General features: G+C 33.2%; 23 protein-coding genes. 13 read left to right on the plus strand and 10 right to left on the minus strand.

Going from position 1 to position 26,881, the window contains the following annotated elements; all coding sequences use genetic code 11:
- Window position 1 precedes the first annotated feature (1 nt).
- The 7 genes from pyrR to ACH2BV_RS13550 all read left to right on the plus strand — a co-directional run bounded on the left by pyrR (window position 2) and on the right by ACH2BV_RS13550 (window position 5,750).
- The gene (pyrR, locus tag ACH2BV_RS13520; RefSeq protein ID WP_395051279.1) at window positions 2-541 is read left to right on the plus strand and encodes a bifunctional pyr operon transcriptional regulator/uracil phosphoribosyltransferase PyrR; all 540 of its coding nucleotides are present in this window, start codon (window positions 2-4) and stop codon (window positions 539-541) included.
- Between the two features lie 8 nt (window positions 542-549).
- Window positions 550-1,476: an aspartate carbamoyltransferase catalytic subunit gene (locus ACH2BV_RS13525; protein ID WP_395051280.1), complete on the plus strand. Its 927-nt coding sequence runs from the start codon at window positions 550-552 to the stop codon at window positions 1,474-1,476.
- 71 nt (window positions 1,477-1,547) lie between these two features.
- On the plus strand, window positions 1,548-1,880 hold the full coding sequence (locus tag ACH2BV_RS13530; RefSeq protein WP_395051281.1) for a ribonuclease Z: 333 nt from the start codon (window positions 1,548-1,550) through the stop codon (window positions 1,878-1,880).
- 11 nt (window positions 1,881-1,891) lie between these two features.
- Window positions 1,892-2,092 (plus strand): hypothetical protein, encoded by a 201-nt coding sequence (locus ACH2BV_RS13535; protein ID WP_395051282.1) that lies wholly within the window; start codon window positions 1,892-1,894, stop codon window positions 2,090-2,092.
- 67 nt (window positions 2,093-2,159) lie between these two features.
- On the plus strand, window positions 2,160-3,065 hold the full coding sequence (locus tag ACH2BV_RS13540) for a ribonuclease Z (RefSeq protein WP_395051283.1): 906 nt from the start codon (window positions 2,160-2,162) through the stop codon (window positions 3,063-3,065).
- A gap of 383 nt (window positions 3,066-3,448) precedes the next feature.
- Window positions 3,449-4,093, plus strand: coding sequence for a pyridoxamine 5'-phosphate oxidase (gene pdxH / locus ACH2BV_RS13545; protein ID WP_395051284.1), 645 nt, complete (start codon window positions 3,449-3,451; stop codon window positions 4,091-4,093).
- Between the two features lie 403 nt (window positions 4,094-4,496).
- Window positions 4,497-5,750, plus strand: coding sequence for a nucleoside permease (locus tag ACH2BV_RS13550; RefSeq protein WP_395051285.1), 1,254 nt, complete (start codon window positions 4,497-4,499; stop codon window positions 5,748-5,750).
- 75 nt (window positions 5,751-5,825) lie between these two features.
- Here ACH2BV_RS13550 and ACH2BV_RS13555 read toward each other — a convergent pair whose 3' ends face one another.
- From ACH2BV_RS13555 to ACH2BV_RS13565, 3 genes are read right to left on the minus strand one after another with little or no spacing between them, the layout of a single operon-like run.
- Entirely contained in the window at window positions 5,826-6,791 is a 966-nt protein-coding gene (locus tag ACH2BV_RS13555; RefSeq protein WP_395051286.1) for a sodium-dependent bicarbonate transport family permease, read from the minus strand.
- A gap of 42 nt (window positions 6,792-6,833) precedes the next feature.
- Window positions 6,834-7,589 carry a carbonic anhydrase family protein gene (locus tag ACH2BV_RS13560; protein ID WP_395051287.1) on the minus strand — a complete coding sequence of 252 codons (756 nt, stop codon included), beginning with the start codon at window positions 7,587-7,589 and terminating at the stop codon, window positions 6,834-6,836.
- 14 nt (window positions 7,590-7,603) lie between these two features.
- Window positions 7,604-7,888, minus strand: coding sequence for a hypothetical protein (locus ACH2BV_RS13565; protein ID WP_395051289.1), 285 nt, complete (start codon window positions 7,886-7,888; stop codon window positions 7,604-7,606).
- A gap of 124 nt (window positions 7,889-8,012) precedes the next feature.
- On the opposite strand from ACH2BV_RS13565, the gene ACH2BV_RS13570 reads away from it, so the two are divergent.
- Window positions 8,013-8,147, plus strand: a complete 135-nt coding sequence (locus tag ACH2BV_RS13570) for a LysR family transcriptional regulator (protein ID WP_395051290.1) — start codon at window positions 8,013-8,015, stop codon at window positions 8,145-8,147.
- An 8-nt stretch (window positions 8,148-8,155) separates the two neighbouring features.
- Window positions 8,156-8,383: a hypothetical protein gene (locus ACH2BV_RS13575; RefSeq protein ID WP_395051291.1), complete on the plus strand. Its 228-nt coding sequence runs from the start codon at window positions 8,156-8,158 to the stop codon at window positions 8,381-8,383.
- Between the two features lie 1,232 nt (window positions 8,384-9,615).
- Here ACH2BV_RS13575 and ACH2BV_RS13580 read toward each other — a convergent pair.
- Window positions 9,616-9,792 carry a hypothetical protein gene (locus ACH2BV_RS13580; RefSeq protein WP_395051292.1) on the minus strand — a complete coding sequence of 59 codons (177 nt, stop codon included), beginning with the start codon at window positions 9,790-9,792 and terminating at the stop codon, window positions 9,616-9,618.
- Window positions 9,793-10,107: 315 nt separating this feature from the next.
- On the opposite strand from ACH2BV_RS13580, the gene ACH2BV_RS13585 reads away from it, so the two are divergent.
- Both ACH2BV_RS13585 and rpsA read left to right on the plus strand, forming a co-directional pair.
- Entirely contained in the window at window positions 10,108-11,001 is an 894-nt protein-coding gene (locus ACH2BV_RS13585; RefSeq protein ID WP_395051294.1) for a hypothetical protein, read from the plus strand.
- Between the two features lie 510 nt (window positions 11,002-11,511).
- Window positions 11,512-13,281, plus strand: coding sequence for a 30S ribosomal protein S1 (gene rpsA, locus ACH2BV_RS13590; RefSeq protein ID WP_395051295.1), 1,770 nt, complete (start codon window positions 11,512-11,514; stop codon window positions 13,279-13,281).
- 280 nt (window positions 13,282-13,561) lie between these two features.
- Here the strand turns inward: rpsA and pheT are convergent, their stop codons facing one another.
- Together pheT and ACH2BV_RS13600 are read right to left on the minus strand one after the other, a co-directional pair.
- Window positions 13,562-15,982, minus strand: a complete 2,421-nt coding sequence (gene pheT, locus ACH2BV_RS13595; protein WP_395051296.1) for a phenylalanine--tRNA ligase subunit beta — start codon at window positions 15,980-15,982, stop codon at window positions 13,562-13,564.
- A gap of 139 nt (window positions 15,983-16,121) precedes the next feature.
- Window positions 16,122-16,325 (minus strand): hypothetical protein, encoded by a 204-nt coding sequence (locus ACH2BV_RS13600; protein WP_395051297.1) that lies wholly within the window; start codon window positions 16,323-16,325, stop codon window positions 16,122-16,124.
- Window positions 16,326-16,689: 364 nt separating this feature from the next.
- On the opposite strand from ACH2BV_RS13600, the gene ACH2BV_RS13605 reads away from it, so the two are divergent.
- Window positions 16,690-16,869 (plus strand): hypothetical protein, encoded by a 180-nt coding sequence (locus ACH2BV_RS13605; protein WP_395051299.1) that lies wholly within the window; start codon window positions 16,690-16,692, stop codon window positions 16,867-16,869.
- 456 nt (window positions 16,870-17,325) lie between these two features.
- Here ACH2BV_RS13605 and ACH2BV_RS13610 read toward each other — a convergent pair whose 3' ends face one another.
- From ACH2BV_RS13610 to recG, 4 genes are all read right to left on the minus strand, one after another.
- Complete coding sequence (locus ACH2BV_RS13610) at window positions 17,326-18,639, minus strand: TolC family protein (protein ID WP_395051300.1); 1,314 nt, start codon at window positions 18,637-18,639, stop codon at window positions 17,326-17,328.
- Between the two features lie 82 nt (window positions 18,640-18,721).
- Entirely contained in the window at window positions 18,722-21,823 is a 3,102-nt protein-coding gene (locus ACH2BV_RS13615) for an efflux RND transporter permease subunit (RefSeq protein WP_395051301.1), read from the minus strand.
- Window positions 21,824-21,883: 60 nt separating this feature from the next.
- Window positions 21,884-22,942 (minus strand): efflux RND transporter periplasmic adaptor subunit, encoded by a 1,059-nt coding sequence (locus tag ACH2BV_RS13620; RefSeq protein WP_395051303.1) that lies wholly within the window; start codon window positions 22,940-22,942, stop codon window positions 21,884-21,886.
- A 220-nt stretch (window positions 22,943-23,162) separates the two neighbouring features.
- Window positions 23,163-25,271: an ATP-dependent DNA helicase RecG gene (recG, locus tag ACH2BV_RS13625; protein ID WP_395051304.1), complete on the minus strand. Its 2,109-nt coding sequence runs from the start codon at window positions 25,269-25,271 to the stop codon at window positions 23,163-23,165.
- A gap of 292 nt (window positions 25,272-25,563) precedes the next feature.
- Between recG and ACH2BV_RS13630 the strand changes: the two genes are divergently transcribed.
- Window positions 25,564-26,769 carry an ATP-binding protein gene (locus tag ACH2BV_RS13630; protein ID WP_395051305.1) on the plus strand — a complete coding sequence of 402 codons (1,206 nt, stop codon included), beginning with the start codon at window positions 25,564-25,566 and terminating at the stop codon, window positions 26,767-26,769.
- The last annotated feature ends 112 nt before the right edge of the window (window positions 26,770-26,881 follow it).

A 26,881-nucleotide genomic window follows, 5' to 3' on the forward strand; every position in this document is an offset into this window, starting at 1 on the left:
TATGAGTCAAAAAATATTGCTCACTTCAAAGGAAGTCAATATCATTCTGCATCGTTTGGCCTGTCAGTTAATCGAAAAACATCTTGATTTTTCGGATACTATTTTAATTGGAATCCAACCACGAGGCACTTTCTTGGCAGAGCGATTAAAAGATTTGTTGGAAAAAGAATATAAAATCTCAAAAATTGCATTGGGATATTTAGACATTACTTTCTTTAGAGATGATTTTCGCAGAACCAACAAACCATTGGAAGCCAATAGAACCCAAATAGATTTTATCGTAGAAAATAAAAAAGTCGTTTTTATAGACGATGTTTTATATACGGGTCGAAGTATTCGATCAGCGTTGACAGCCATTCAATCCTTTGGAAGACCATCGGAGATTGAGTTATTGGTGTTGATTGACCGTCGTTTTAGCCGTCATTTGCCTATTCAGCCCGATTATCGAGGTCGTCAGGTTGATGCTATTAACGACGAGAAAGTAAAGGTGTGTTGGATGGAACAAGACGGTGAAGATGCCGTTTATTTAATTAATAAATAAGTAGTAAAATGAGCGAGTTAAGTGTAAATCATTTATTAGGAATTAAATATATCAACAAAAAAGATATTGACCTCATTTTTGAAACCGCCGATCATTTTAAAGAAGTCATCAATCGTCCGATAAAAAAAGTACCTTCACTTAGAGACATTACGATTGCAAACATCTTTTTCGAAAATAGTACCAGAACCAAACTTTCCTTTGAATTAGCCCAAAAGCGTTTGTCGGCTGATGTGATTAGCTTTTCGGCTGCGCAATCATCTGTAAAAAAAGGAGAAACATTGATTGATACTGTAAATAATATTCTTTCGATGAAAGTAGATATGGTGGTGATGCGACATTCCAGTCCCGGAGCAGCTCATTTCTTGTCACAAAACGTAAAGGCGAGCATTGTTAATGCTGGCGACGGAGCACACGAACACCCCACGCAAGCTTTATTGGACAGTTATTCAATAAGAGAAAAATTAGGTGATGTTGCAGGAAAAAAAGTAGTGATAGTAGGTGATATTTTGCACTCGCGAGTAGCGCTTTCGAATATATATGCTTTGCAAATGCAAGGGGCTGAAGTTAAAGTTTGCGGACCAAAAACACTTATTCCAAGATATATCGAATCGCTTGGAGTTACAGTGGAACCCAATTTACGCAAAGCACTCGAATGGTGTGATGTCGCTAATATGCTTCGTGTTCAAAACGAAAGGATGGATGTGAATTTTTTTCCATCCACTCGGGAATATGCCCAACAATACGGTTTGGACAAAGCCTTGTTGGATTCGCTGAATAAAGAAATAATAATTATGCACCCAGGACCAATTAATCGTGGTGTGGAAATTACATCTGATGTGGCTGACTCCAAACAATCTGTGATTTTGAATCAGGTTGAAAATGGAGTTGCGATTCGGATGGCGGTAATTTATTTATTGGCTTCAAAAATTCAGTAACATTCGAACCTTCAAATTCACAATAACCCAAATTTTCTTTGTAAATTAGCAATACTTTAATTTTCAACACAATGAAAGTAGATCAAAAAGGACATACTGTTTGCATAAAAGACACACAAGGTGATTTAGTTTCATATTTAATGAAAGTGACTCACGAGTATAAAACTTTTGAAAAATATAATATCATTATTGATATCAGAATGCATAAAGACCTTTCAGTGGCAGCAATTAACAGTTTTATGCCACTTTCAAAAATTCATAAAAAAGCCAAAAAATCATTTGTAATAGTTACTTCTGACCTTGATCATAATGCCATTTCTGACAAGCTAGCAGTTGTCCGTTCATTGCTTGAAGCCCACGATATTATTGAGATGGAAGAAATAGAAAGAGATTTGGGATTTTAAATTTATATTTTATGGATTTCTATAATAACCCAAAACGAGTTCAATCTTTTAGAATACTATTATTAATAGCATTTATCATTTTGCTTGTGATAAACATTTCCAATTATTTTGTAAACGATGAAATTAATTATTGGGGAATTTGTGGGAACGCATTAATGGCTGTTTCTATATTAGTACAATTGAAAAGATACAGCAAGGAAAAAAAACAGTAATGATTTTCAGCTAATAATGCAATTTATTGTTGAAATTTGTAATTGCTAAATGTTACTTAACAATATAATGAATCTAACCATTCTCGGCTGTTATGCAGCGACTCCACGAACTTTTACGAATCCAACTTCGCAGGTTTTAGAAATCAGAAATCGACTGTTTCTAATTGATTGTGGCGAAGGAACACAAGTACAGTTGCGCAAAAACAAAATCAGGTTTTCTAGAATCAATCATATTTTTATATCCCATTTGCACGGAGATCATTTTTTTGGTTTGGTAGGTTTGGTTTCCACATTTATGTTGCTTAATCGAACTCCCGACTTGCATATTTATGGTCCAAAAGGAATTAAGGAAATTATTAATCTACAATTGAAATTATCCAATTCTTGTCCAAATTATGGTTTGTTTTTCCACGAATTAGAATCTAAAGAAAGTGAAACTGTTTTTGAAGACGATAAGGTTATAGTTAAAACCATTCCTTTAAAACACAGGGTTTACACCAATGGGTTTCTATTTCAAGAAAAATTAAGAGAAAGAAAATTGGATTTGAATGCCGTTCAAAACTATGAAATTGACAAATGTTATTACCAAAAAATTAAAAACGGAAAAGACATCACTTTAGATGATGGACGGGTTATAGAAAACCATAAATTGACGTTTGATCCAATTCCTGCTAAGAGTTATGCGTTTTGTTCGGATACGGCTTATGATGAAAGGATTATTCCTTATATAAAAGAAGTCGATGTCTTGTATCACGAATCAACTTTTCTGGATTCAGAAGAAGTTTTGGCAGGAAAAACAATGCATTCCACAGCTAAAGAAGCAGCAACAATTGCTTTAAAAGCAAATGTCAAACAATTGATGTTGGGACATTATTCTACACGATATGACAGTATTGAATATTTTAAAGAACAAGCTGAAACTATTTTTCAGAACATACTTTTAGCCGATGATGGGAGATCATTTGAGTTTTAATACGGTATTTTTCGCCACGAATTGCACGAATTTGCACTAATTTTAGTGATTCTAAAAATTGAATTACACGAATTTTATCTGCCTTTTTCAGATTTATTTAATTTGTGATATCCAAATTTGTGTTAATTTGTGTAATTCGTGGCTGCTTTTTATTTTTGAAACTGGTGCGTTTGCCCTGTGGAACATTGCAGTATATTCTTTTATGAATAAATAACAGTTCAAATTCGTACTCCATTTGTCACGCTGGAAGCATCTCAAAGCTCGAGAGAGCAACATAATCTAGACGCTTCCAGCGTGACAAATATCAAGAAGAATACATTTGTGCAAAACTCTTTTATGATGATAAGTTTGTTTAAATTTGCATACAAGAATAAAATTAAACAATGGAAGATTTAAGCAATTACAGAAAATCATACGACAAAAGCGAACTTTTGGAAACTAATATTCCGGAAGATCCAATCAATTTATTCAATAGATGGTTTCACGAAGTAGAAGATTTTGGCGGTGATGACGAAGTAAATGCAATGACAGTTTCGACTTTTGGGTTGGATGGTTTTCCGAAGTCAAGAGTTGTTTTGTTGAAACAGTTTACCTACGAAGGATTTATATTTTATACTAATTACGATTCGGAAAAGGGTAGGGCTATTGCCAATAATCCTAATGTTTGTCTTTCTTTTTTCTGGTCTTCACTTGAACGTCAGGTAATTATTAAAGGATTTGCCGAAAAAATTTCGGAGAATCTTTCAGACGGCTATTTTGAATCCAGGCCAATTGGGAGTAAATTAGGTGCGATTGTTTCCAATCAAAGCGAGGTGATTCCATCCAGAATCGTTTTGGAAGAAGGTTTGAATAAACTGGAAAAAGATTTCGAGGGGAAAGAGATTCCCAGACCCAAATATTGGGGCGGATTTTTAGTTCGTCCAGTAGAAGTCGAATTTTGGCAAGGAAGACCTAATAGATTACACGACAGAATTCGCTATCATTTGCAAGTGGATTATTCGTGGAAAATAGACCGACTTGCTCCTTAAATATTGAATTTTGAGTAGTTCATTTTCTATACATTAATTTAATTATAAAAATATTTTACTTTTTTATAAGAAAATTATATAAAAAAATATGTTTATTGTGTATTTCGTCGATTTTATTTGTAGTTTAATCGATAATTGTTGTATATTTACACTATGAAATTAAAACATCATACTCAATTATCAAGAATTTAAAAAGTTTGCCCCACAATCTACTTAAAAACTTAACCTACTTTATACAAAATAGTAATTGAGATTTTGTTGTTAATTAATTAGTTAGAAAAACCACTTTCCCTAAAAGTGGTTTTTTTATTTAAATAATTCTCAAAATTAATTTGAATATCTTAATTTATTGTTAGATTTACGCATTAGATGAGTGATTTTTTAAATTAAAGCTAAAATTATTATGAATATTAAGAATCGGCTAACATTGATGAGTTTCCTTCAATTTTTTGTTTGGGGAGCTTGGCTAATTACAATTGCAAATTTCTGGTTTGGAACTAAGAGTTGGGATGGAACACAATTTGGCTTAGTTTTCGGAACAATGGGAGTTGCTTCGTTATTTATGCCTACATTAACTGGAATTATCGCCGACCGCTGGATAAATGCAGAAAAATTGTATGGAATTTTACATATTTTATATGCCATAGTCTTATTTTGTTTACCACAAGTTACAACTCCAACGAATTTCATTTATGTAATGCTTATGGCAATGTGTTTTTATATGCCAACAATTGCTTTGAGTAATTCTATTTCATTTACTGCACTAAAATTGAATAATAAAGACATTGTTAAGGATTACCCGCCCATTCGAGTTTGGGGTACTGTTGGTTTCATTGTAGCAATGTGGATCACAAATTTAACAGGCAATAAAGCAACAGCTTATCAATTTTATATAGCTGGAATTGCAGCACTTATTTTGGGAGTTTATGCTTTTACTTTGCCAAAATGTAAACCACAACGATTGACAAAGGAAAATGCCTCGTTGATGGAAACTCTAGGACTAGAATCCTTTAAACTATTTGCAAATTATAAAATGGCATTATTCTTTATTTTCTCAATTTTTTTGGGTGGTGCTTTGCAACTTACTAATGCTTATGGTGATGTTTTTTTAGATGAATTCAAAAACATTCCTGAATATGCAGATTCATTTGTGGTAAAATATTCTACAATAATAATGTCTATTTCTCAAATTTCTGAAACGCTTTTTATCTTGGCAATTCCTTTTTTCTTAAAACGATTTGGTATTAAGCAAGTAATGTTAATATCAATGTTTGCTTGGGTTTTACGCTTTGGTTTGTTTGCTTTTGGTAATCCAACTGGCGGTTTGTGGATGATAATTATGTCGTGTATTGTTTACGGAATGGCATTTGATTTCTTTAATATTTCAGGTTCGTTATTTGTAGAAACTAATACGGATTCTAAAAACCGATCTTCTGCACAAGGGTTATTTATGATGATGACTAATGGAGTGGGAGCTGTATTAGGAAGTTTTACTTCTGGTTGGGCAATAGATAAATTCTTTACTCACGATGGTGTAAGAGATTGGCAAAATATCTGGTTAAGTTTTGCTAGTTATGCATTGGTAATTGCGATAGCTTTTGCTATACTATTTAAGCACAAACACAATCCTGAAGAAGTGGCGAAAGTGACTCATTAGAGAATTGTTTTTATATATTAAACCCGATAAGTTTTTGAAACTTGTCGGGTTTTTAGTTTATAAAGCTCTAATTAATTAAAAATGCTGCACGATTAGGAAATATAGAGGCATTCCTACTGTAATATTTATAGGGAAAGTAACAGCAAGTGCCATTGGTAAATAAAGACCAGGATTTGATTGTGGTACTGTAATTTTCATTGCAGCAGGAACAGCTATATAAGATGCACTTGCAGCTAAAATGGCAAACATAAATCTATTTGTAATATCTGTTGTTACTAAAGAACTTAACATCGCAAACACACAGCCATTAACCAATGGGATTATTACTGCAAAAAGGAATGGAAATAATCCAAACGAAAAAAATGATTTAAGCTTTTTTCCACTTGTTATACCCATATCTAAAAGGAAAATAGCAAGGAATCCTTTAAATAAATCGTTTGTAAATGGCTTGATTCCTTCTGCTTGTTTAGCACTTGCTAAAAAGCCTATAATTAAACTGCCGAGAATAAGTAAAACACTACCATTAGTTAATGAATGTTTTATTACTTCTGGAATTTTTATGTTTTTAGATATACCTTCTTTGTTAAAAACTGATAATAAAACTAAGCTAATTATTATCGCTGGAGATTCCATCAAAGCCATAATTGCTACCATATGCCCATGTAGAGTTAATTGTTGAGATTCAAGATAAGAAACTGCAGTTACAAAAGTTACTGCGCTTACTGAACCATAAGCTGCTGCTATAGCACTTGAATCGAATACATTTAATTTCCTTTTGAGAATAAAGAATGTATATAAAGGAATTAGTAATGAAATGCCTATGCCAAAAAGCATTGACCATCCTATTTCACTTGTAAATGTTTCGCGTGATAATTCTTGACCACCCTTAAAACCAATTGCGAATAATAAATAAAGAGAGATAAATTTTGATGAATTAGGTGGAATTTCTAAATCACTTTTTAAATAGACCGCTATAATACCTAATACAAAGAATAATAGTGCAGGATTGGTTAGATTCTCTAGGAGTAGATTGAAGTTCATTTATTTGTTTTTTTAGATTGTTTTATTAATATTTTAATAGAGTTAGTCAATAAACTCTAATTTACCAGTTCGCAATATATAGAAGGCTCCTACTATTTTTATTTCACCTTTGCTCTCCATTTCTTTTAAAATTTCGCTTTTTTCTCTTATCTGAGCAATGGCGTTTCTTACATTATTCTGCGCTACTAATTTTACATAAGCTTCATTTTTAGAAGATTTTTCACCTTCAAAATTTTGGCTCATTTCAACAGCTGGTTTTATGTTTGCCAACATTGAAGTTATATTCCCTAAATGCACATCATCAATAGCGCCCTTAATAGCTCCACAATGTTGATGGCCCATTACAATAATGAGTTTTGCACCAGCCACTTTACAAGCAAATTCCATACTTCCCAAAAGGTCTGTATTAACAAAGTTTCCTGCAACTCTACCAACAAAAACATCACCAATGCCTTGGTCAAAAACATCTTCCACTGGAACTCTGCTATCTACACAACTTAGAACCATCGCTTTTGGAAATTGACCTCCAGTTGCGGCTTTTCTGATTCCTTCTGAATGGTCACGTTGTGTTATATTGCCATTATTAAAGCGCTTGTTGCCATCCTCGAATTCTTGTAATATTAGGGAAGGTGTTAAAGAATCTTGTTTCGATTTAGTCATAACATGAGCTACATTATAAATTCCGTTCTCGTTTTTTGCTTTTTTTAAAGCGTCAGCTTTATTAATTTTTGAAGAACAAGCACAAAAAGCAGTTATTATTATGAATCGTATTGAAAATTTGATTAGTATCTGTTTCATTTATATATTTTCAGTTATTTTAAAAAAGTAATGTTTACTACTGCTTTTATTTCAATCATATTTTCACCTATTTCTTCTTCTTTCATTATGGTTAAAATAGATTCTAGACTTTCTTTTAATTTCGGAATCCTTTCCATGGCCATCTTGTCTTCTTTTCCAAATCGCTCCATCGAACTAAAATTTTTCAGTTGATGGAACTGTATTTTACTTGAATACAAATTTCTTAATAATTCAAATGCATCATCTGATGAAAAATGACCATCTATTAAGGTTATTGTTGTACTACTGTTCGTTACCATAGTTTTTTATTATTAGTTTAAAATTTGCAGACTTTCCGCTATTTATATTTTGACTCTGCAAAGTTGTGAATTATAATTCATTAGTTTTTATTTATATTTGTAATATAATCCATTAAAATAATTTATGTACTATACCTTAATTCAACTACAGATATTTCTAAAAATTATACAAACACAAAGTGTAACTAAGGCTTCGGAAGAGTTACACTTAACACAACCTGCGTATCTATTCAAATCAAAAATTTTCAAGGCCAATTAGATATTCCTTTGACAGAAGTAGTGGGCAGAAAGTTATTTATCGCAGATATTGGTGAGGAAATCGCAAAAGCAGCAGAGAATATTATTAACCAAGTAAACGCCATCAACAATAAAACATTTGCTTATAAAGGACAACTGGCAGGTAAGTTAAAAAGTTCTGAGGTATCAACTGGCAAATATGTAATAGCTTATTTTTGGCTGATTTTATTAGGCAATATTCAGGAGTACAATTATTAATGGATGTTACTAATAAAAACAAAGTGGTGAAAAGTATAGAAAACAATGAAGTTGATTTTGCACTAGTTTCTATTTTGCCGACTACACTAAATATCCAGAAACTAGATCTACTCCAAAATAAATTATATTTAGTCGGCAACGCAGATAAAACATTTGAAAAAGGGATTAAAAAAAAAAGACATATTTAAAGAATTGCCTTTAATTTTTATAGAAAAATACTCATTAACAATGCTTTAGCTAATTGTCTAATCTTGACTTTCAATTTTGTAATAAATTTTTAAACTCCAAACTTTATAATTAGCCCCGAGTGAAGTGGAAATCCCACGTTTTTGGGCGTGGATTGCAGCGGAAAGCGGGAGCAGAGCTCATAAAAATGCAAATCTGGCGCTCGATTGCATCGAGAACCTACTTATTTTTTGTAAACTTAATAAAGCGTTTGCAACGCGGCTCATACAAACAGAATCCTATAAAGGTTCGATTATATTTATTGAAGTTATTCCTGTTTTAGTTATCCGCGTTGCAAACGCTACGATTTGTCTTTTAATTTAAGTAGGCACTCGATGTAATCGAGCACCAGAGAATGTGGACAAACGGGCGCCAGAGGGTGTTCCAAAAGGTGTGCATTTTTTTTCTAGGTCTCAGGCGCCAGGCGCCTGCATTAACTTGAAATATTTCTTCATCAACCATAATTGTGACTAATTCTTCAAGAACAAAACACATTTCATCAAAATTCTTGTGCAGGTGTGGCGGTGCTCCTAAAAAACCAGGTTTGAGCGTTGCTTAGTCGCACCCAAGATTTCCAAATGTTTGATGTTTGGATAACTTCGAGATGATATCTATTCCTCCAATTTTTCCAATTTTACCTTCTCCTTTTTTTATATGTATTGTATCTATTTCTTCATCGAAAAAATCATTACAATTTGTCTTGGAATAGATTTCTTTGGGGGAATGCTAATGAGCCAAGTACTGTGAGACTCATTAATTGCATAACTTTTCTACGGGATAGGTGATTTTGATTCATTTGGTTGTTTTTATGGTCTCTTACAACGATTGGCCTTTTGGCTAACTTCGGAATCGATTATTTTCTATCAAAGATAAAATTTTTCGCGAAATGCAAACATGAACTTACCATAAAATTCGGAATTGTTCGAACCTGCTGTTGAACTAAACCTTGGAGGTTTGGAAGTCGGGAGACTTTGCACAGCAGGTAAGTATTAAAATAATAATTGGTATCATTCAGAAACTAAACTTTCTAGATAAGCTAAAAACCGCGATATTATTCCACTTTTTTTGGACAAATAATCATTTTTCTTGGAAAGATCTTCAAATTCTCTGAATGTTGAGATAAAAAAGCTTACAAAACAAATTATTACTACAGCTGTTAATATTAATATTTCTATATTTTTCATCTATTTTTTTAATTTTAAATTAAAGAATATTAATAAGCCAACAATTGTTGGTGGCCAAAGACCAATAAATATTGCTCTTTGAAAATCCTTTTCGACTAAATAAATATATTCAGAAATAAAAATTAAGCAAATGACTACGGCTAAAATAAAAAGTTCGGATTTTTTGAATTTGTTAAACATAATTAATTTTTTTTGTTATTTAAGGAATCTCTTAACAATTGTTAATCTATTAATTAACAATGTTTTTTGTAAATTTACAATTAATAACCGAAAATTACTGTTTAATTTTATTTAATTTTTGTTAAACAAAATAATATGCCAAATTTAAACAATGTAGAATCTTCTTTTTATAATTATTTTTTGTCTGAAAAAGTAAAAGAAAAGAGCGAAAGAATTATAGTTTACATAGCCATTGCTAGTTTTCTTATGCACTTGCTATTGATTGGCTTAGTAAACCTGAATATCATTACTGTTAGTGATCATTCAAAATTATTGAGCGATCCTATTTCTGCAATTTATACGCCATTTTCCTTCATACTTATTTATGAAGTGTATTTGCTGTTGTATTATTTACCTAAATCAACATCAATATATATTGGGAAACAATATGAAATTATTTCGTTAATTGTGATACGAAGAATTTTTAAAGATTTGTCGAATTTGGAATTTTCGACAAATTGGTTTGCTATCAAAAGCGATATCTTATTTACAAGTGATATCATTGCAATACTAATTATGTTTTTTTTAATCTTTGTTTTTTATCGATTTATTAAAGATGGCAGCCAAAATGAAACCGAAATGATTAAACCAGAAATTGTAAAATTTATTTCCTTAAAAAAAGCCATTGCTACCTGTTTAGTCCCTGTTTTTTTAGTGCTATCAATATACAGTCTTGGTCACTGGTTATATGAGAGTTTCTTTTCTGTGACTGAAATTGTTGCTAATATCAAAGACATTAATAAAGTGTTTTTTGATGACTTTTTTACGATATTGATACTAGTTGACGTTTTATTGCTATTATTTTCTTTTTTGCATTCAGATAAGTTTAACAGGGTAATTAGAAATTCTGGGTTTATAATTTCAACCATTTTAATTAAGCTCTCGTTTAATACTGAAGGAATATTGAATATTGTTCTAATTATATTAGCAATTGTATTTGGTGTTATTCTTTTAAAAATTCACAATTTATATGATAGTTTTGAAAAATAAATCTCAACTTTTATTTATTATAAAGTCACCTAATTTCTGCGAGTTTTAGTGCTAATTGTCAAATAATATTTATATTCAATATTAGACTCTATTTGTTGCTAAATTTTAAAATATTTGTTTTTAATTTTTTCCTAATTATATGATTTTTTTAGGATGTATTTTATGTCAAATTACCGAACGTTATAAATAGCCCCGATTGCAGTGGAAATCCCAAGTTTTTGGGCTTGGATTACTTCACTTAGCTTCTATTTTTATTGGAGTTCAGTGAACTTCGTTTGCAACGAAAAGCGGGAGTATTCATCATAAAAACACCAAAAAGTTCTGCTCCTAATAATCAATCTATTATCCCTGTAAAAATATTTTGCAGATAAATAAAAAAGGATTACTTTTGCAGTCCTTTTGGTGAATAAGAGTTTCCTTTAGGGTTCAACTAATTTTACAAACAACTTCTGTTGTTTTCTAACACGTTATGAAACTCAAGAAAATACAGAATACAAATTTTTAATCAGCATGTCTGAACAAGTAAAATCACAAGAAGAGTTTTTAGCAAATTTTAACTGGCACAACTTTGAAGAAGGTATTGATGCCGTAGATGAGAAAAACTTACAAGAATTCGAAGACCTAGTTTCAAAAACTTTTATCGCGACAGATCAAGAAGAAGTAGTTGAAGGTGTAGTTGTTAGAATTACGGATAGAGACGTTATCGTTGATATCAACGCAAAATCGGAAGGTGTTATTTCATTGAACGAATTCCGTTACAATCCAGCTTTAAAAGTAGGTGACAAAGTAGAAGTATTGATTGACATCCGTGAGGATAAAACAGGTCAATTGGTATTGTCTCACAGAAAAGCACGTACCATCAAATCATGGGATAGAGTTATTTCGGCTAACGAAACAGGAGAAATCGTTAATGGTTTTGTAAAATGCAGAACTAAAGGTGGTATGATCGTTGACGTTTTCGGAATTGAAGCTTTCTTGCCAGGTTCTCAAATTGATGTTAAACCAATTAGAGACTACGATGTATATGTAAACAAAATGATGGAATTCAAGGTGGTAAAAATCAACCACGAATTCAAAAATGTTGTTGTATCTCATAAAGCGCTTATTGAAGCGGATATTGAAGTACAGAAAAAAGAAATCATCGGAAAATTACAAAAAGGACAAGTATTAGAAGGTGTTGTTAAAAACATTACTTCTTACGGTGTGTTTATTGACCTTGGTGGTGTTGATGGATTAATCCACATTACTGACCTTTCTTGGTCAAGAATCAACCATCCATCTGAAGTTCTTGAATTAGACCAAGTTCTTAACGTGGTTATCCTTGATTTTGATGACGAGAAAACAAGAATCCAATTAGGATTGAAACAATTGAACGCTCACCCTTGGGATGCTCTTGACGCTAAATTAGCTATCGGAGACAAAGTAAAAGGTAAAGTAGTGGTTATCGCTGATTACGGTGCTTTCATCGAAGTTGCTGAAGGTGTTGAAGGTTTGATCCACGTTTCTGAAATGTCATGGTCTACTCATTTACGTTCTGCTCAAGATTTCGTAAAAGTAGGGGATATTGTTGAAGCTCAAATCTTAACTTTAGACAGAGATGACCGTAAAATGTCATTAGGTATCAAACAATTGTCACAAGATCCTTGGACTGATATCACTTCTAAATACCCAGTAGGTTCTAAACATACAGGTATCGTTAGAAACTTTACAAACTTTGGAATTTTCGTAGAATTAGAAGAAGGAATCGACGGATTGATTTACATCTCTGACCTTTCTTGGACTAAGAAAATCAAACATCCATCTGAATTTGTAAATGTTGGTGAAAAATTAGACGTAGTAGTATTAGAATTAGATGTTGATGGACGTAAACTATCTTTAGGTCACAAACAAACTACTGCTAATCCTTGGGATCAATATGAAGATTCTTTCGCAGTTGGAACTATCCACACAGGTGAAATTTCTGAAATTGTTGACAAAGGAGCTACTGTAGAATTTGGTGATGATATCGTTGCTTTCATTCCTACACGTCACCTTGAAAAAGAAGACGGTAAGAAATTGAAAAAAGGCGAATCTGCTGATTTCAAAGTAATCGAATTCAACAAAGAATTCAAAAGAGTAGTTGCCTCTCACACGGCTATTTTCCGAGAAGAAGAAGAGAAAGCGGTTAAAGCGGTTGCAGAAGCAGCTTCTACAAATGCACCAGCTTCAACTCTTGGAGATAACAATGATATTCTTGCTGGTTTGAAAGCCAAAATGGAAAAAAACGAAAAAAAGAAATAATCTAATTTCTTGATTTTGAATATAGAAAGCTCCGCAGAAATGTGGAGCTTTTTTTTGTGTTGATTTTTTTCAGGAGCTAATCCTGCTTTTCACTACAATCTTTATGGTTTTAAAGAAAAACCATAAAGGATTTCCGTTTCTATCAGGGCTAGGGAATCTGTTATTTTATGGCAAATATTTTGCAGCAAATATTTTATCCTCTTCACGAGTAAATTTATTTTATATTATTCAAAAAGCATTCAACTTAATTGACCTTTAATGTCCTATATGGTTTAAAATTTTATCTCAAACTAGCACCCAATTCCGCTTCAAAATTCTTTTGCAACTTGCTCATAATTTTGTCAATTTGAACATCCGTCAAGGTTTTTGTATTGTCTTGAATAGTAAAACTAACAGCATACGATTTTTTACCTTCCGGAAGATTTTTGCCCTGGTACACATCAAACAAATTGATGTCTTTTAGGAGTGATTTCTCAGTTTGTCTTGCAAGATTATAGATGGTATCAAAAGATACGCTCTCGTCTAATAACAATGACAAATCTCTGCGAACTTCCGGATATTTAGGAATTTCGGTAAATTTAATTTTATTTGAAAGTAGTTTCAAAATCAAAGCCCAATTAAAATCAGCAAACAAAACTTCTTGTTTAATATCAAAATGTTTCAGAATTGATTTTTTTACTATTCCATATTCTACAAGAACATCATTTCCAAAACCTATTGCGATTCCTTCCGAGAAAACATCTGTAGTCACGGGAAGATTTTGTGTTTTTTGAATGCCTAATCTTGAAAGAACTCCATTTACATAGCCTTTGAATAAAAAGAAATCCGAAGGTTTTTGCGCATTTGTCCAGCTTTCCAGATTACGATTTCCAGTTACAAACAGCGTCAAATGCTTGTTTTCCTCATAACCAGATGGGAATTTATGATATGTTTTTCCGAATTCAAAAAATTTCAAATCTGAATTTCTACGATTGATATTATAAGATAAAGCTTCTAATCCCGAGAACAATAAGGATTGACGCATTGCTGCCAAATCATTACTCAATGGGTTCAGAATTATCACATTGTGTTCCTCTTTCAGCATTTCTGACAATTGAATGTATGATGCAGTTGTCAAGGAATTCGCCATCATTTCATTGAATCCTTGAGAATTCAATTGAGTTGCAATGATGTTTTGAACTTTATAATCTTCGGTTCTTGGAGCGATGGAAACCGTTGCATTCAGTTTCTCCGAAAATTTGATATTGTTGTAGCCGTAAACTCTGAGTATTTCTTCGATGACATCAATTTCTCTTTGTACATCCACTCGATAAGCTGGAATTATCAAGCCTAATCCAGCATCAGAAACACTATTTATTTTGATTTCTAATGAGGCCAAAATATTTTTAATGATTTCCTTTGGCAATTCCTGACCAATAATTTTCTTAACATTGTTGAAATTCAAAACCACTGGAAAATCTTCAATTTTCTTTGGATAAACATCAATAATATCTGATGTGATTTCGCCTCCAGCTACTTCCTGAATCAATAATGCAGCACGTTTTAAAGCGTATTCTGTGATAGTTGGATCAATTCCTCTTTCAAATCGGAAAGAAGCATCAGTGTTTAATTGATGTCTTTTGGCACTTTTTCGAATACTGACAGGATTAAAATAAGCACTTTCGAGGAAGATGGAAGTAGTAGTTTCTGAAACACCTGAATTTTTCCCGCCAAAAACTCCAGCAATACACAAAGGTCCATTCTCGTCACAGATCATTAAGTCTTCTTCGTGCAAAGTTCTTTCTACATCATCGAGCGTTGTAAATTTGGTTCCCGAAGGAAGTGTTTTTACAATTATTTTTCCGTTTATTTTTGAAGCATCAAAAGCGTGAAGAGGTTGTCCTAATTCGTGTAAAACATAATTCGTGACATCGACAATATTGTTTTTAGGATTGATGCCAATAGCTTTCAATCTGTCTTGTAACCATCTTGGGGATGTTTTTACTTTAATTTCAGAAATGGTAACGCCACAATATCTTGGAGCTAACAGCGTTTTCTCAACTTTTACATCAATCTTTAAAGTTCTTTTATCCACTCTAAAATTACTTACAGAGGGAGTAATGAATTCTACATTAACTCCAGTTTGTGATAAACCGGCTCTTAAATCACGAGCTGTTCCAAGATGACTCATTGCATCGGCACGATTGGGAGTTAGACCAATTTCAAAAACTTCGTCATTTTCAATATTAAAAAGACTTGCTGCTTTTATTCCTGCAATAACAGATTTATCAAGAACCATAATCCCTTCGTGGCTAGTTCCAAGACCTAATTCATCTTCAGCACAAATCATTCCGTAGCTTTCTTGTCCGCGAATTTTTCCTTTTTTTATTTGAAAAGCAACCCCTGCATCATCATACAATGTAGTTCCTATAGTTGCAACTAATACTTTTTGATCGGCAGCAACATTGGCTGCGCCGCAAACAATCTGTAAAGGAATACCATCGCCTAAATCTACCGTTGTAACTTTCAATCTGTCGGCATCAGGATGTTGAACACAAGTAAGAATATGGCCTACAACAATTCCTTCTAATCCACCTTTTACAGACTCATATTTTTCGACCATTTCTACTTCAAGACCTAAGTCTGTTAGTAAAGCCGCAGTTTCCTCGGATTTCCAGTCTATTTTTATGAATTGTTTTAACCAGTTGTAAGATATTTTCATCTGTCAATTTTAATGAGAATGCAAATATAATAAAACGCATTTTTGTTAAGGCACTTTTTTTCAAATAGTCCATAAAAAAAGAGAGCAATTGCTCTCCTTTTTTATAATCAACGATGCTTTAAACACCAATTGCTATTAATCAAGGACAATGATTAGCGTCAATAAATGTACCTATTCTACTTCCAGCTTCTTTAACTTGCGCGTTTGTATATCCTCCTGATAAAGCAGGAAGAACAAAATCGCCACTGCTGTTAATAGTACCAAACACATCAGTCCCAACTCCGCTGAAGTAAGCATCAATGATCGCGGCATCTGCAGCAACTTCAATTTCAGCTCCGCTCAAGCGTACAGCTCCAAGTTGAAAGAATGCATTTAAAGTAGTGTCTTTTCCAGCGCCATTATTTGTAGTCCAAGCTAAATGACCTTCAGCTTGTGTATAATTAAATCCGCCAATTATAAGTCCGTTTGTCCATAATAAAGTTGCACCATTATTTACAGCACCGTTTGCAAAGAAAAATCCTTGAGAAAAAGAACAACGATCTTCTTTTGGACAACCAGGAGCGGGAACAATGCCTTGGTTACAAGAAGAACCTGCTTTAAGCCAGGCTGTACCAGTTGCTAAAGTTTCATAACCGCGATCAAATTTTATTACTAATGTCCAAGAAGTTGCTGCAGAAAATGAAGGAAACTTAATAAAGTTTGTTGTAGTGGCTTGTGGATTGCAACCTGTTCCTGAACCTTCTATAGTTGAAAGATCAGTATTTACACCATTTACTGACGCCCAAATAACATCACTAAAAGTAGCGCTATTTTCTCCACAATTGTCAAGACTTATGATGAAATGGCTTAAAGTTTTTGAAGTGGTTTTAGTCTTGGTAATGGTATAAGTCCACTCGGAACCATCTGCACTTACTGCAACAGCAATATTGTAATCTCCCCAACTACTGGTTGAAGCAGCAGCTTTGGCATTAGATGCATAAACTTTTGCAACAGCACTAGGATTAACAGTTGCAGACTCATTAGTTCAACTAAATGTAGCTAAAGCTACAACAAATAATAGAATAATTTTTTTCATTTAATTTGATTTAATTAAGATTTAGGGTTAACAGTAAACTAAGAATTTATAATTTCCTAGATTTTTTTGTAAATATTGTACGAGACTATTTATTAAAAAAATAAATTCGTTGAAAAGATATATTACTCGTTTAAGTGCAGTTTTTTTACTTTAAAAATCCGTTTTTCGGGAATTAATCGATTTAAATAGTAAAAAATAACCTCTTTTAATTTTTGAAGTTTTATTCAAATTAAAGGAGGTTATTGATGTAGAGGATGAAAAAGTTATATTAAAATGCCAGATTTCCTGCAAGTTCTTTTAATAAAATCTCAGTTAATTTAGCTTGAAATTGAGCCTTGCTGTAGTTTACCTTGGCATTGACATAATTCAATTGTGCAGTCCTGAACTCCAAAGTAGTAATGGTGCCAATACGGAATTTGTCTACTGTAATTTCCAAGTTTTGTTTGGCAATTGCTTCGTTTTCGTATTCTAAATCAATTAATTCTAAATTGGTTAAATAGGTTTGATAGAAAGCTGTTAATTGTGAATTCAGTTTTTGATTTTGCTGATCGATTGCCAATTTAGCATTGTCAATTTCAATCTTGGCAATTTTTTCATTTCGGTTTTGTGCAAATCCATCAAACAAATTTAATGATGCACGAAATCCATAATTAAGTCCATGAGCTGACGATTGTGTTGTAAAACCAAGTCCTGATTGACTTTCTGTAAATACATAACCCGTAGTCAGGTTTAAAGTTGGATATCGCTCGCCTTTTATTTGCTTCAATTGCAATTCCGAAATTCTTTGATTGATAATTTGGCTTTCTAATTCTGGATTTTGTTTTTCAGCTAATGCGGTTAATTCTGGAAGTAATAAACTTTTATCCACATCAATTACATCAATCACTTTAAAATCAATTTTTGGATCACGAGCCATTACTTGATTCAATACAATTTTCGTATTGACATACAATTCTTTTTGTCTTAAAAGATTAGTTCTATCGGTATTTAGATCAACTTGTGCGTTCAAAACTTCTAATTTAGACGCTTTGCCAATCGTGAAACGGTTTTTGGCCAAAGTCAAACGTTGATTTGAAATTTCGATGGTTGTATCCAACGCTGCCAATTGTTGTTGTTGGTTTACCAATTCAAAATACACTGCATTTAAGTTGCTTATTTTTGTAATGATGGTCAATTTTAATTGATTTTCTCCTAATTTTTGCAATTCTTTTAATTGATCTAATTTGGCAAACATTTTAAAACCGTTAAAAACTGTCCAATCTAAACCAACTCCATAATTTAAGTTACTATTTTTGGCATTATCCAGTGAATTTACGGTTCCATCAGCACGTGTTTGCGAAAGGTTCTGAATCCCGTTATTGTCCACTACAGTTGCAGTGATTTTAGGCAACATTCCTGCATTTCCGGTGGTTACATTGGTTTTTTCAATATTTAAATTGTTTGATGCAATTTTAATTTCATAGTTATTTTCCAATGCTATTTTCACGGCATCTTCGATAGTTAAAACTTCTTGTGCGTTTATTTTTACAATACAAAAGAAGAATAAGACTAGGCTTTGAAATAGGATTTTAAAATTTGTCATAATTATTTACTTTCTTTTTCTTCCGGTGAAATTATTTTGCCAAAGGACGTCAGGAACCAGCTTATTTTTCATCGGAAGAAAATTATTTTTTTATGCTGGTTTCATACTCTTCGATATGGTCAAATTCTGTATGATGTTTTCTGGCTTTTGACCATAATAAATACAAAGATGGAATTACAAATAAAGTTAAAACCAAGGAGAAAATAGTTCCTCCAACAATCACAACTCCCATTCCAATTCTACTTTTTGAGGCCGCTCCAATCGATAAGGCAATCGGCAAAGCTCCGAGTGCTATAGCCAGACTGGTCATTAAGATGGGTCTAAGTCGCGCTTCAGATGCTTCTAATATAGCTTCTAATTTTGATTTTCCCTGTTCTCGCAACTGGTTGGCAAATTCCACAATCAGTATTCCATTTTTGGTTACTAAACCAATAAGCATAATAGTTCCAATTTGGCTAAAGATATTCCAAGTTTGGCCAAAGAGCCAAAGCGAAAATAATGCACCTGCAACAGCCATTGGTACTGTTAAAATAATGATAAAAGGGTCGATAAAACTTTCGAATTGCGCTGCCAGAATTAAAAATATCAATAATAAAGCCAATCCAAAAGCAAAAGATGTATTGGAACTACTTTCGACAAAATCCCTGGATTCTCCACCTAAATCGGTAGTGAATGTATCATCCAGAACTTTGGCTTTTATTTCATTCATTGCATCAATTCCATCGCTAATACTTTTTCCAGGAGCAAGTCCTGCAGAAACTGTTGCAGACATATATCTATTATTGTGGTACAATTGGGGAGGGTTACTTTTTTCTTCTATGTTTACGACATTATCCATTTGAATCAATTCGCCTTTGTTGTTTTTGACGTATATCGAAGTTAAATCCAATGGTTTAGATCGGTCTTTTTGGTCGAATTGTCCAATTACTTGGTATTGTTTTCCGTTTTTGATAAAATAACCAAAACGCTGTCCGCTTAACGAAAGTTGCAATGTTTGGGCAATATCTATGACCGAAATCCCTAAACTTTCGGCTTTTTCACGATCTATGCTGACGTTAATTTCGGGTTTGTTGAATTTTAGATTTACATCGGTAACAGAAAAAGTCTCATTTTTAGATGCTTCATCCATAAATAGTGGAATTTTTTCCTGTAATTTTTCAAAGTTTGGTGCCTGAATAATATACTGAATTGGCAAACCACCACGGCGACTTACCGAAATTGTTGGCTGTTGGATTACAGATGTTTTGGCATCGGGATATTTATTTGTCAATTTGGTTAATTGATCTGCAATCTCCATTTGGGATCTTTTTCTATCACTTGGGTTTTTCAAAGAAATTCGAATAAAGCCAGTATTTGCAGCTCCTGAACCGCTAAATCTAGGCGAGGTAATAACCAAACTTACTTGTTTTTCGGGAATAGAATCATCTACCAATTTCGAAATTTCTTGCATAAATCGATCGGTATAGGCAAATGAAGAACCCTCGGGTGTTGCCATTCGCATTACAAATCCACTTCGGTCATCCAATGGCGCCGTCTCTTTTTGAATTATGTTAAAAAATAAATAGATTAATCCGAAACACGCAATAATAATGGGAAAGCTCATCCATTTTCTTTTGATGAAACGGTTCAAAGCATTAGCATAAGTAGCATTTAACTTTTGGAAAAATGGTTCTGTTTTGATATAAAATTTAGATTTTGTTTGTTCTCCACCTTTCATTAAATACGCATTCAACATTGGTGTCAAAGTCAAGGAAACAAAAGCAGAAACCAAAACTGCGGCTCCAATGACGACGCCAAATTCCCTGAATAATCGTCCGACAAATCCTTCCAGAAATATTACAGGCAGAAACACAGCAGCTAAGGTGATAGATATGGAAATCACGGCAAAAAATATTTCATTCGATCCTTTAATAGCGGCTTCGATGGGAGTCATTCCTTCTTCAACCTTTTTGAAAATATTTTCGGTAACCACGATTCCATCGTCGACGACTAGTCCAGTTGCCAATACAATTGCCAATAAAGTCAATACATTTATCGAAAACCCGAAAAGCCACATAATAAAAAAGGTGGCTATCAACGAAACCGGAATATCGATTAATGGTCTGAAAGCGATTGCCCAATCCCTGAAAAATAAATAGATGATTAAAATTACTAGAAGCAATGAAATCCCTAATGTTTCCGCTACTTCAATTACTGATTTTTTTACAAAAACAGTATTGTCAATGGCAATGTTAAGTTTAATATCTTTGGGTAAATCTTTCTGTAATTTGTCAAATTCTTTATAAAATGCTTTGGAAATGTCAATATAATTGGCTCCTGGAAGTGGCACAATGGCAACACCAATGAGCGGCATTCCTGATTGCGTCATTTGGGTTTCGATATTTTCCGCATCAAGATTTGCGCGACCAATGTCGCTTAATCTCACAATTTTTTCGCCGTCAGTACGGATTATTATATTGTTGAATTCTTCGGCAGAAGATAAATTTCCGACTGTTTTGACCGTTAATTCAGTATTGTTTCCCGTTATTTTTCCAGAAGGTAATTCTACGTTTTGTTTGTTTAGTGCTGCTCTAACTTCGGCGATGGTAATGCCATATGAAGCTAGTTTTTCAGGATTAATCCACAAACGCATGGCATATCTTTTTTCTCCCCAAATTTGAATTCCACTCACTCCAGGAATTGTTTCTAAATGTTGGCTAATCACATTTTCGGCGTAATCACTTAATTCCAAAGCAGTACGACTGTCACTTTGCACGGTCATTGAAATAATGGCTTCACTATTGGCGTCAGCCTTCGAAACAGTTGGCTGTGAATCAATATCTTGGGGTAAATCTCTAACAGCTTGAGATACTTTGTCCCGAACATCATTTGCAGCTGTTTCTAAATCTTTGTCTAAATTGAATTCGATAGTAATAGAGCTGCTTCCCTGGTTGCTTGAGGATGTAATATTTTTGATTCCATCTATAGAATTAACTGCCTTTTCCAGAGGTTCTGTAATTTGCGATTCAATAATATCAGCATTTGCTCCGGTATAATTGGTTCGAATCGATATTTGTGCTGGATCTATAGAGGGGAATTCACGTACACCTAAAAATGTATAACCAATAATTCCGAACAAGATGATGGTCAAGTTCATAACTATCGTTAATACTGGTCTTCTTATGCTTAATGTGGATAAACTCATTTTTTGATTTAGGATTTACGAATTGCGATCTGGGATTTTCTACTAAATTAAATTTACTAACTATTTGATTTTCACTTTCACGGCATCATCCTCTTTTAGTGACATTACACCAGTTGTCAATAGTGTGTCTCCGGTTTTTAAACCCGAAAGTACTAAAATGGAAGCATCTGTTCTTGTTGCCGTTTCTACCATAACTTCTTTGGCTTTGCCCATTTTGGAAATGAAAACTTTTTTTCCGTTTTGAACAGGAATAATAGCTTCGGTAGGAATTACAATCGCATCTTTAATAATGTCCAAAGGCAATTCTACATTGGCAAAAGTACCCGGTAATAATTTTCCGTCTTTATTTTCAGCAATAGCACGTACCTGCAAAGTTCTTGTAGAGATTTGAACTTCGGGTTCAATAGCATATATTTTGGCTGTATATTTTTCGGTTGAGCCGGCAACTGTGAAACTTAAATTGGAATTTGGTTTCACCTGATTGGCATATTTTTCAGGAATAGAAAAAGTAATTTTTAATTTGCTGATGTTTACCAATTTTGCGACCAAAAGGGCAGGAGTAATATAAGTTCCTGGCGAAATAGAACGCAATCCTATTTTTCCTGAAAAGGGCGCTTTTACCGAAGTCTTGGCAATTTGTGCTTGAATCAATTGGATTTGGGATTGTGCCAATTTATAATCGGCTCTGGAAACATCATATTCTTCTTGGCTAATGGCTTCTTTTTCTAGCAATAATTTTGCTCGTCTTTCATTTTCAGACGCCAATCCTCCCTTTGTTTTGGCTTGAGCCAACTGTGCTCTTAACTCAATATCATTAACCTTGAAAAGCAATTGGCCTTTAGTCACATTGCTTCCTTCTTTAAAATAAATTCCTTCGACAATTCCTGAAATTTCAGAGCGAATCTCCACTTGTTCATTGGCTTCTAGCGAACCAGAAAGCGAAAGATTATTATCGAAAGTTTGCGTTTTAACAACGATTCCGCTCACGGTCATCGTTTTGTTTTTTCCTCCTTTGTCTTTAGGATCGTCGTTTTTGTTTTTGTTTGAAGTAATTCTGTAAGCTATAAAAGCACCAAACCCGATTATTAGTAAGGTATAAACAATATGTTTTAGTTTCATAATTATGTAAAAAAAAATGAGATTAGAATTCTCCTATTTAAGTAAAAAGACAAATTTAGGATTTAGGATTTGGAATAACGGGAGTTTTGCCAATTATTTAACAACTAATAAGCAAATATTAATATTCGAAAAACAAATCTTTCTTAAGACTACAAAGATGTAAAATGGTTTAAATTTTATTTTTAAATACAGTTTTTATCAACATATTATTCTGCATTCCTTAACTAATATAATTCCAAATATTTTTCTTTTTAGTCAATTCGATATAAGTTGCTCTCAAAACAGCATTTTCAGGTTTTTCCATCGGCGCATCGTCTTTTAGAATTTTCAAGGCATAATTTCGCGCCAAAATCAGAATATCTCTGTCTCGAACAATATCGGCAATCTGAAGATTCAAAACGCCACTTTGTTGGGTCCCCATCAAATCCCCAGGACCACGAAGTTTAAGGTCCACTTCTGCAATTTCGAAACCATCATTCGTTTGCACCATTGTTTCCATTCGGGTTTTGCTGTCAGCACTCAATTTGTGACTCGTCATCAGGATGCAATAACTTTGCTCCGCTCCTCGTCCTACACGACCGCGAAGTTGGTGGAGTTGTGACAATCCAAAACGCTCCGCACTTTCGATAATCATCACGCTTGCGTTGGGTATATTTACGCCCACTTCAATCACGGTTGTGGCTACCATAATATTGGTTTTTCCTTCTGAAAATCGCTTCATTTCAGAATCTTTATCAGCGGGTTTCATTTTTCCGTGAAGAATAGAAATGGAATAATCCGGCAACGGAAAATCACGGGAAATACTTTCGTAGCCATCCATTAAATCTTTGAAATCCATAGTTTTCGATTCTTCAATTAACGGATATACAATATAAATTTGGCGACCCAAAGCAATTTCGTCCCGAATAAATTTCCAAACCTTCAAGCGATTGCTGTCAAAACGATGTACGGTTTGAATTGGTTTACGACCGGGCGGCAATTCATCAATCACCGAAATATCCAAATCACCATATAAACTCATCGCCAAAGTTCTTGGAATGGGAGTGGCGGTCATTACCAAAACGTGGGGTGGAATCTCATTTTTCTTCCAAAGTTTAGAACGTTGTTCCACTCCAAAACGGTGTTGCTCGTCAATCACTGCCAATCCCAAATTTTGAAATTTCACCTTGTCTTCCAACAAAGCGTGTGTACCTATCAAGATGTGCAAACTGCCGTTTTCGAGTTCTTCGTGAATGATTCTTCTATTTGCAATTTTAGTTGAGCCTGTGAGTATTTTTATATTGATATTCAGATCTTTGGCTAATTCTGATAATCCATTAAAATGTTGGTTTGCCAAGATTTCTGTTGGTGCCATCAAGCAGGATTGAAAGCCGTTGTCCAAGGCAATGAGCATACTCATCAAAGCCACGATTGTTTTCCCGGAACCCACATCGCCTTGCAGCAATCTGTTCATTTGGGCGTTGCTTCCCATATCGATTCGTATTTCCTTGATTACCCTTTTTTGGGCATTGGTCAATTCAAAAGGTAGGTGATTTTGGAAGAAATCATTGAAATAATCACCCACTTTCGTAAACGGATGACCTTTGATTTTGTGTTTCCGAATCAGGTTTTTTGTGATTAATTGCAATTGGATATAGAACAATTCCTCAAATTTTAATCGGTATTGGGCTTTCGCCAAAGCTTCGGCACTTTTGGGAAAATGGATGTTGAATAAGGCAGCGTTTTTGGGAATCAGTTTTAATTCGGCAGTCAAATAATCGGGCATAGTTTCGGAGAATTTGGCTTGGGTTTCCTGAAACAATTGTTGCATCATTTTATTAATCACTCGATTGGAAATCCCTCTGTTTGCCAAGGTTTCTGTTGAGGGATAAACGGGTTGCATTGCGGAGCGCAGACTTTGTTCGTGTTCAGCCATTAACTCGATTTCTGGATGCGCCATATTGAAAATGTTTCCAAAAGAAGTGCATTTTCCAAAAATGACACACATTTCATTAAGCTTTAAACTTTCGCGAATCCATTTATGACCTTGAAACCAAACGAGTTCCATTTGTCCTGTATCATCCACAAAAGTCGCAACTAATCGTTTCTGGTTTTTACCAAATTCAACGGTCTTAATATTGATGATTTTGCCAATGATTTGAACTTCGGCAACATTATTTTGTAATTCGTTAATTTTGTAATAACGCGTCCTGTCAATGTAACGATTCGGAAAAAAATTAAGTAAATCTCCATATTTATGAATTCCCAATTCCTTGCGAAGCAAAGCACCACGGTTTGGACCGATGCCTTTGAGGTATTCGATGGGAGTTTCTAGGAGGTTTTGCTGCATAGTGCGAAGATAGTTTTTTGTTTGGAAATTAAAAAGTGGGATAAATTGAATAAAATAGTTTATTTCAAATCGAAAATTCTAATTCTCCGGTTTTATAAATTTGAATATCTTAAAATTAACATAATAAGACTAATAGCTAAAAACTAAATATGTATTTTTGAAGAGTAATGATCTTATCAATTCTTCAGGTGATTTCTGATTATTTTTTAGGCATCTTTATAATAAAGTTTTTTTTTATTAAATATACATCATAAAAAAAAGCATCTAGATAAAATAGAAATATTCCGAAAGTATGATTACGCCAGAAAAGTATAAAGAAGAAGATGAAAGAATTAAATTATTGGAATCGTATTCCATTTTAGATACACTTCCTGAAATTGATTATGATAATTTAACAACAATTGCTGCCGAAATATGTGGCACTCCAATTTCACTTATCAGTTTTGTCGATAAAGAACGTCAATGGTTCAAATCGCATTATGGCTTGGACGTTTCTGAGACTCCAAGAGATTATTCTTTTTGCGCCTATGCCATAAATGATCCTGATAATGTTTTTATAATTGGAGACAGTAGAACAGACATACGTTTTCATGATAATCCAATCGTTAGCGGTGATCCAAATGTTATATTTTATGCTGGAGTTCCTTTAAAAAATGAAAATGGATTACCAATTGGAACACTTTGTGTAATTGATCACAAACCAAAAACATTAACTCAAAACCAGATTCGTTCATTAAAAGCTCTTTCTGATCAAACTATGAAGTTGTTGGATTTGAGATTAAAAAGTATGGAATTAAAAAAAGCTATGATAAAGCTTGAAAAAAAGAATCAGGAATTGGAAAGATTCGCCAATATTGCAGCACATGATTTAAAATCTCCATTGGCAAACGTATCGGGACTTGCTGATTTTTTTATTCAAAATTACGGCTCAATAATCAATGATGAAGGACATGAAATTATTCATTTAATCAAAAGTTCTTCGAACAAGTTGAGAGAAATGATTGATGGTTTACTTGAATACAGTAAAACAGATAAAATACTGAATGAAAATAAAACAGAAGTGAATCTTCAAGTTTTAAAAAATGATATTTCAAACTTGTTTGTTTTTAAAGACAATTGTTCTATTACATTTAAATCCAATATATATTCTGTAAAAACCAATAAAACCGCTATAGAACAAATACTGATTAATTTGGTTGCAAATGCAATAAAATATAATGATAAAGAAATTGCTGCAATTGAAATTGAAGTAGTTGAAGAAGAATTTGTTTATAAATTTTCTGTTAATGATAATGGTTCTGGAATATTAAAAGAAGATCTAGAAAGAATTTTTCAAATATTTGAAGTTTTATCAACTCAGGATCGATTTGGACAGAAAGGAAATGGGATAGGATTGGCTACTGTAAAAAAAATAGTTGAAGATTTAGGAGGTACTATTTATGTTGAATCCGAAATAGGAAAAGGATCTAAATTTATATTCACAATCGGCAAATTATAATTGAAGTTATAAAAACGATTTTCAACTAGAATTTCAAAATTTCCTTCATACACAATATCTTCGCAAATAATGAAAAACTTTTAAAAAATGACAACCCATCTCGCACTTCTTC

The organism is Flavobacterium sp., from assembly GCF_043780635.1.
Classification (GTDB): Bacteria; Bacteroidota; Bacteroidia; order Flavobacteriales; family Flavobacteriaceae; genus Flavobacterium.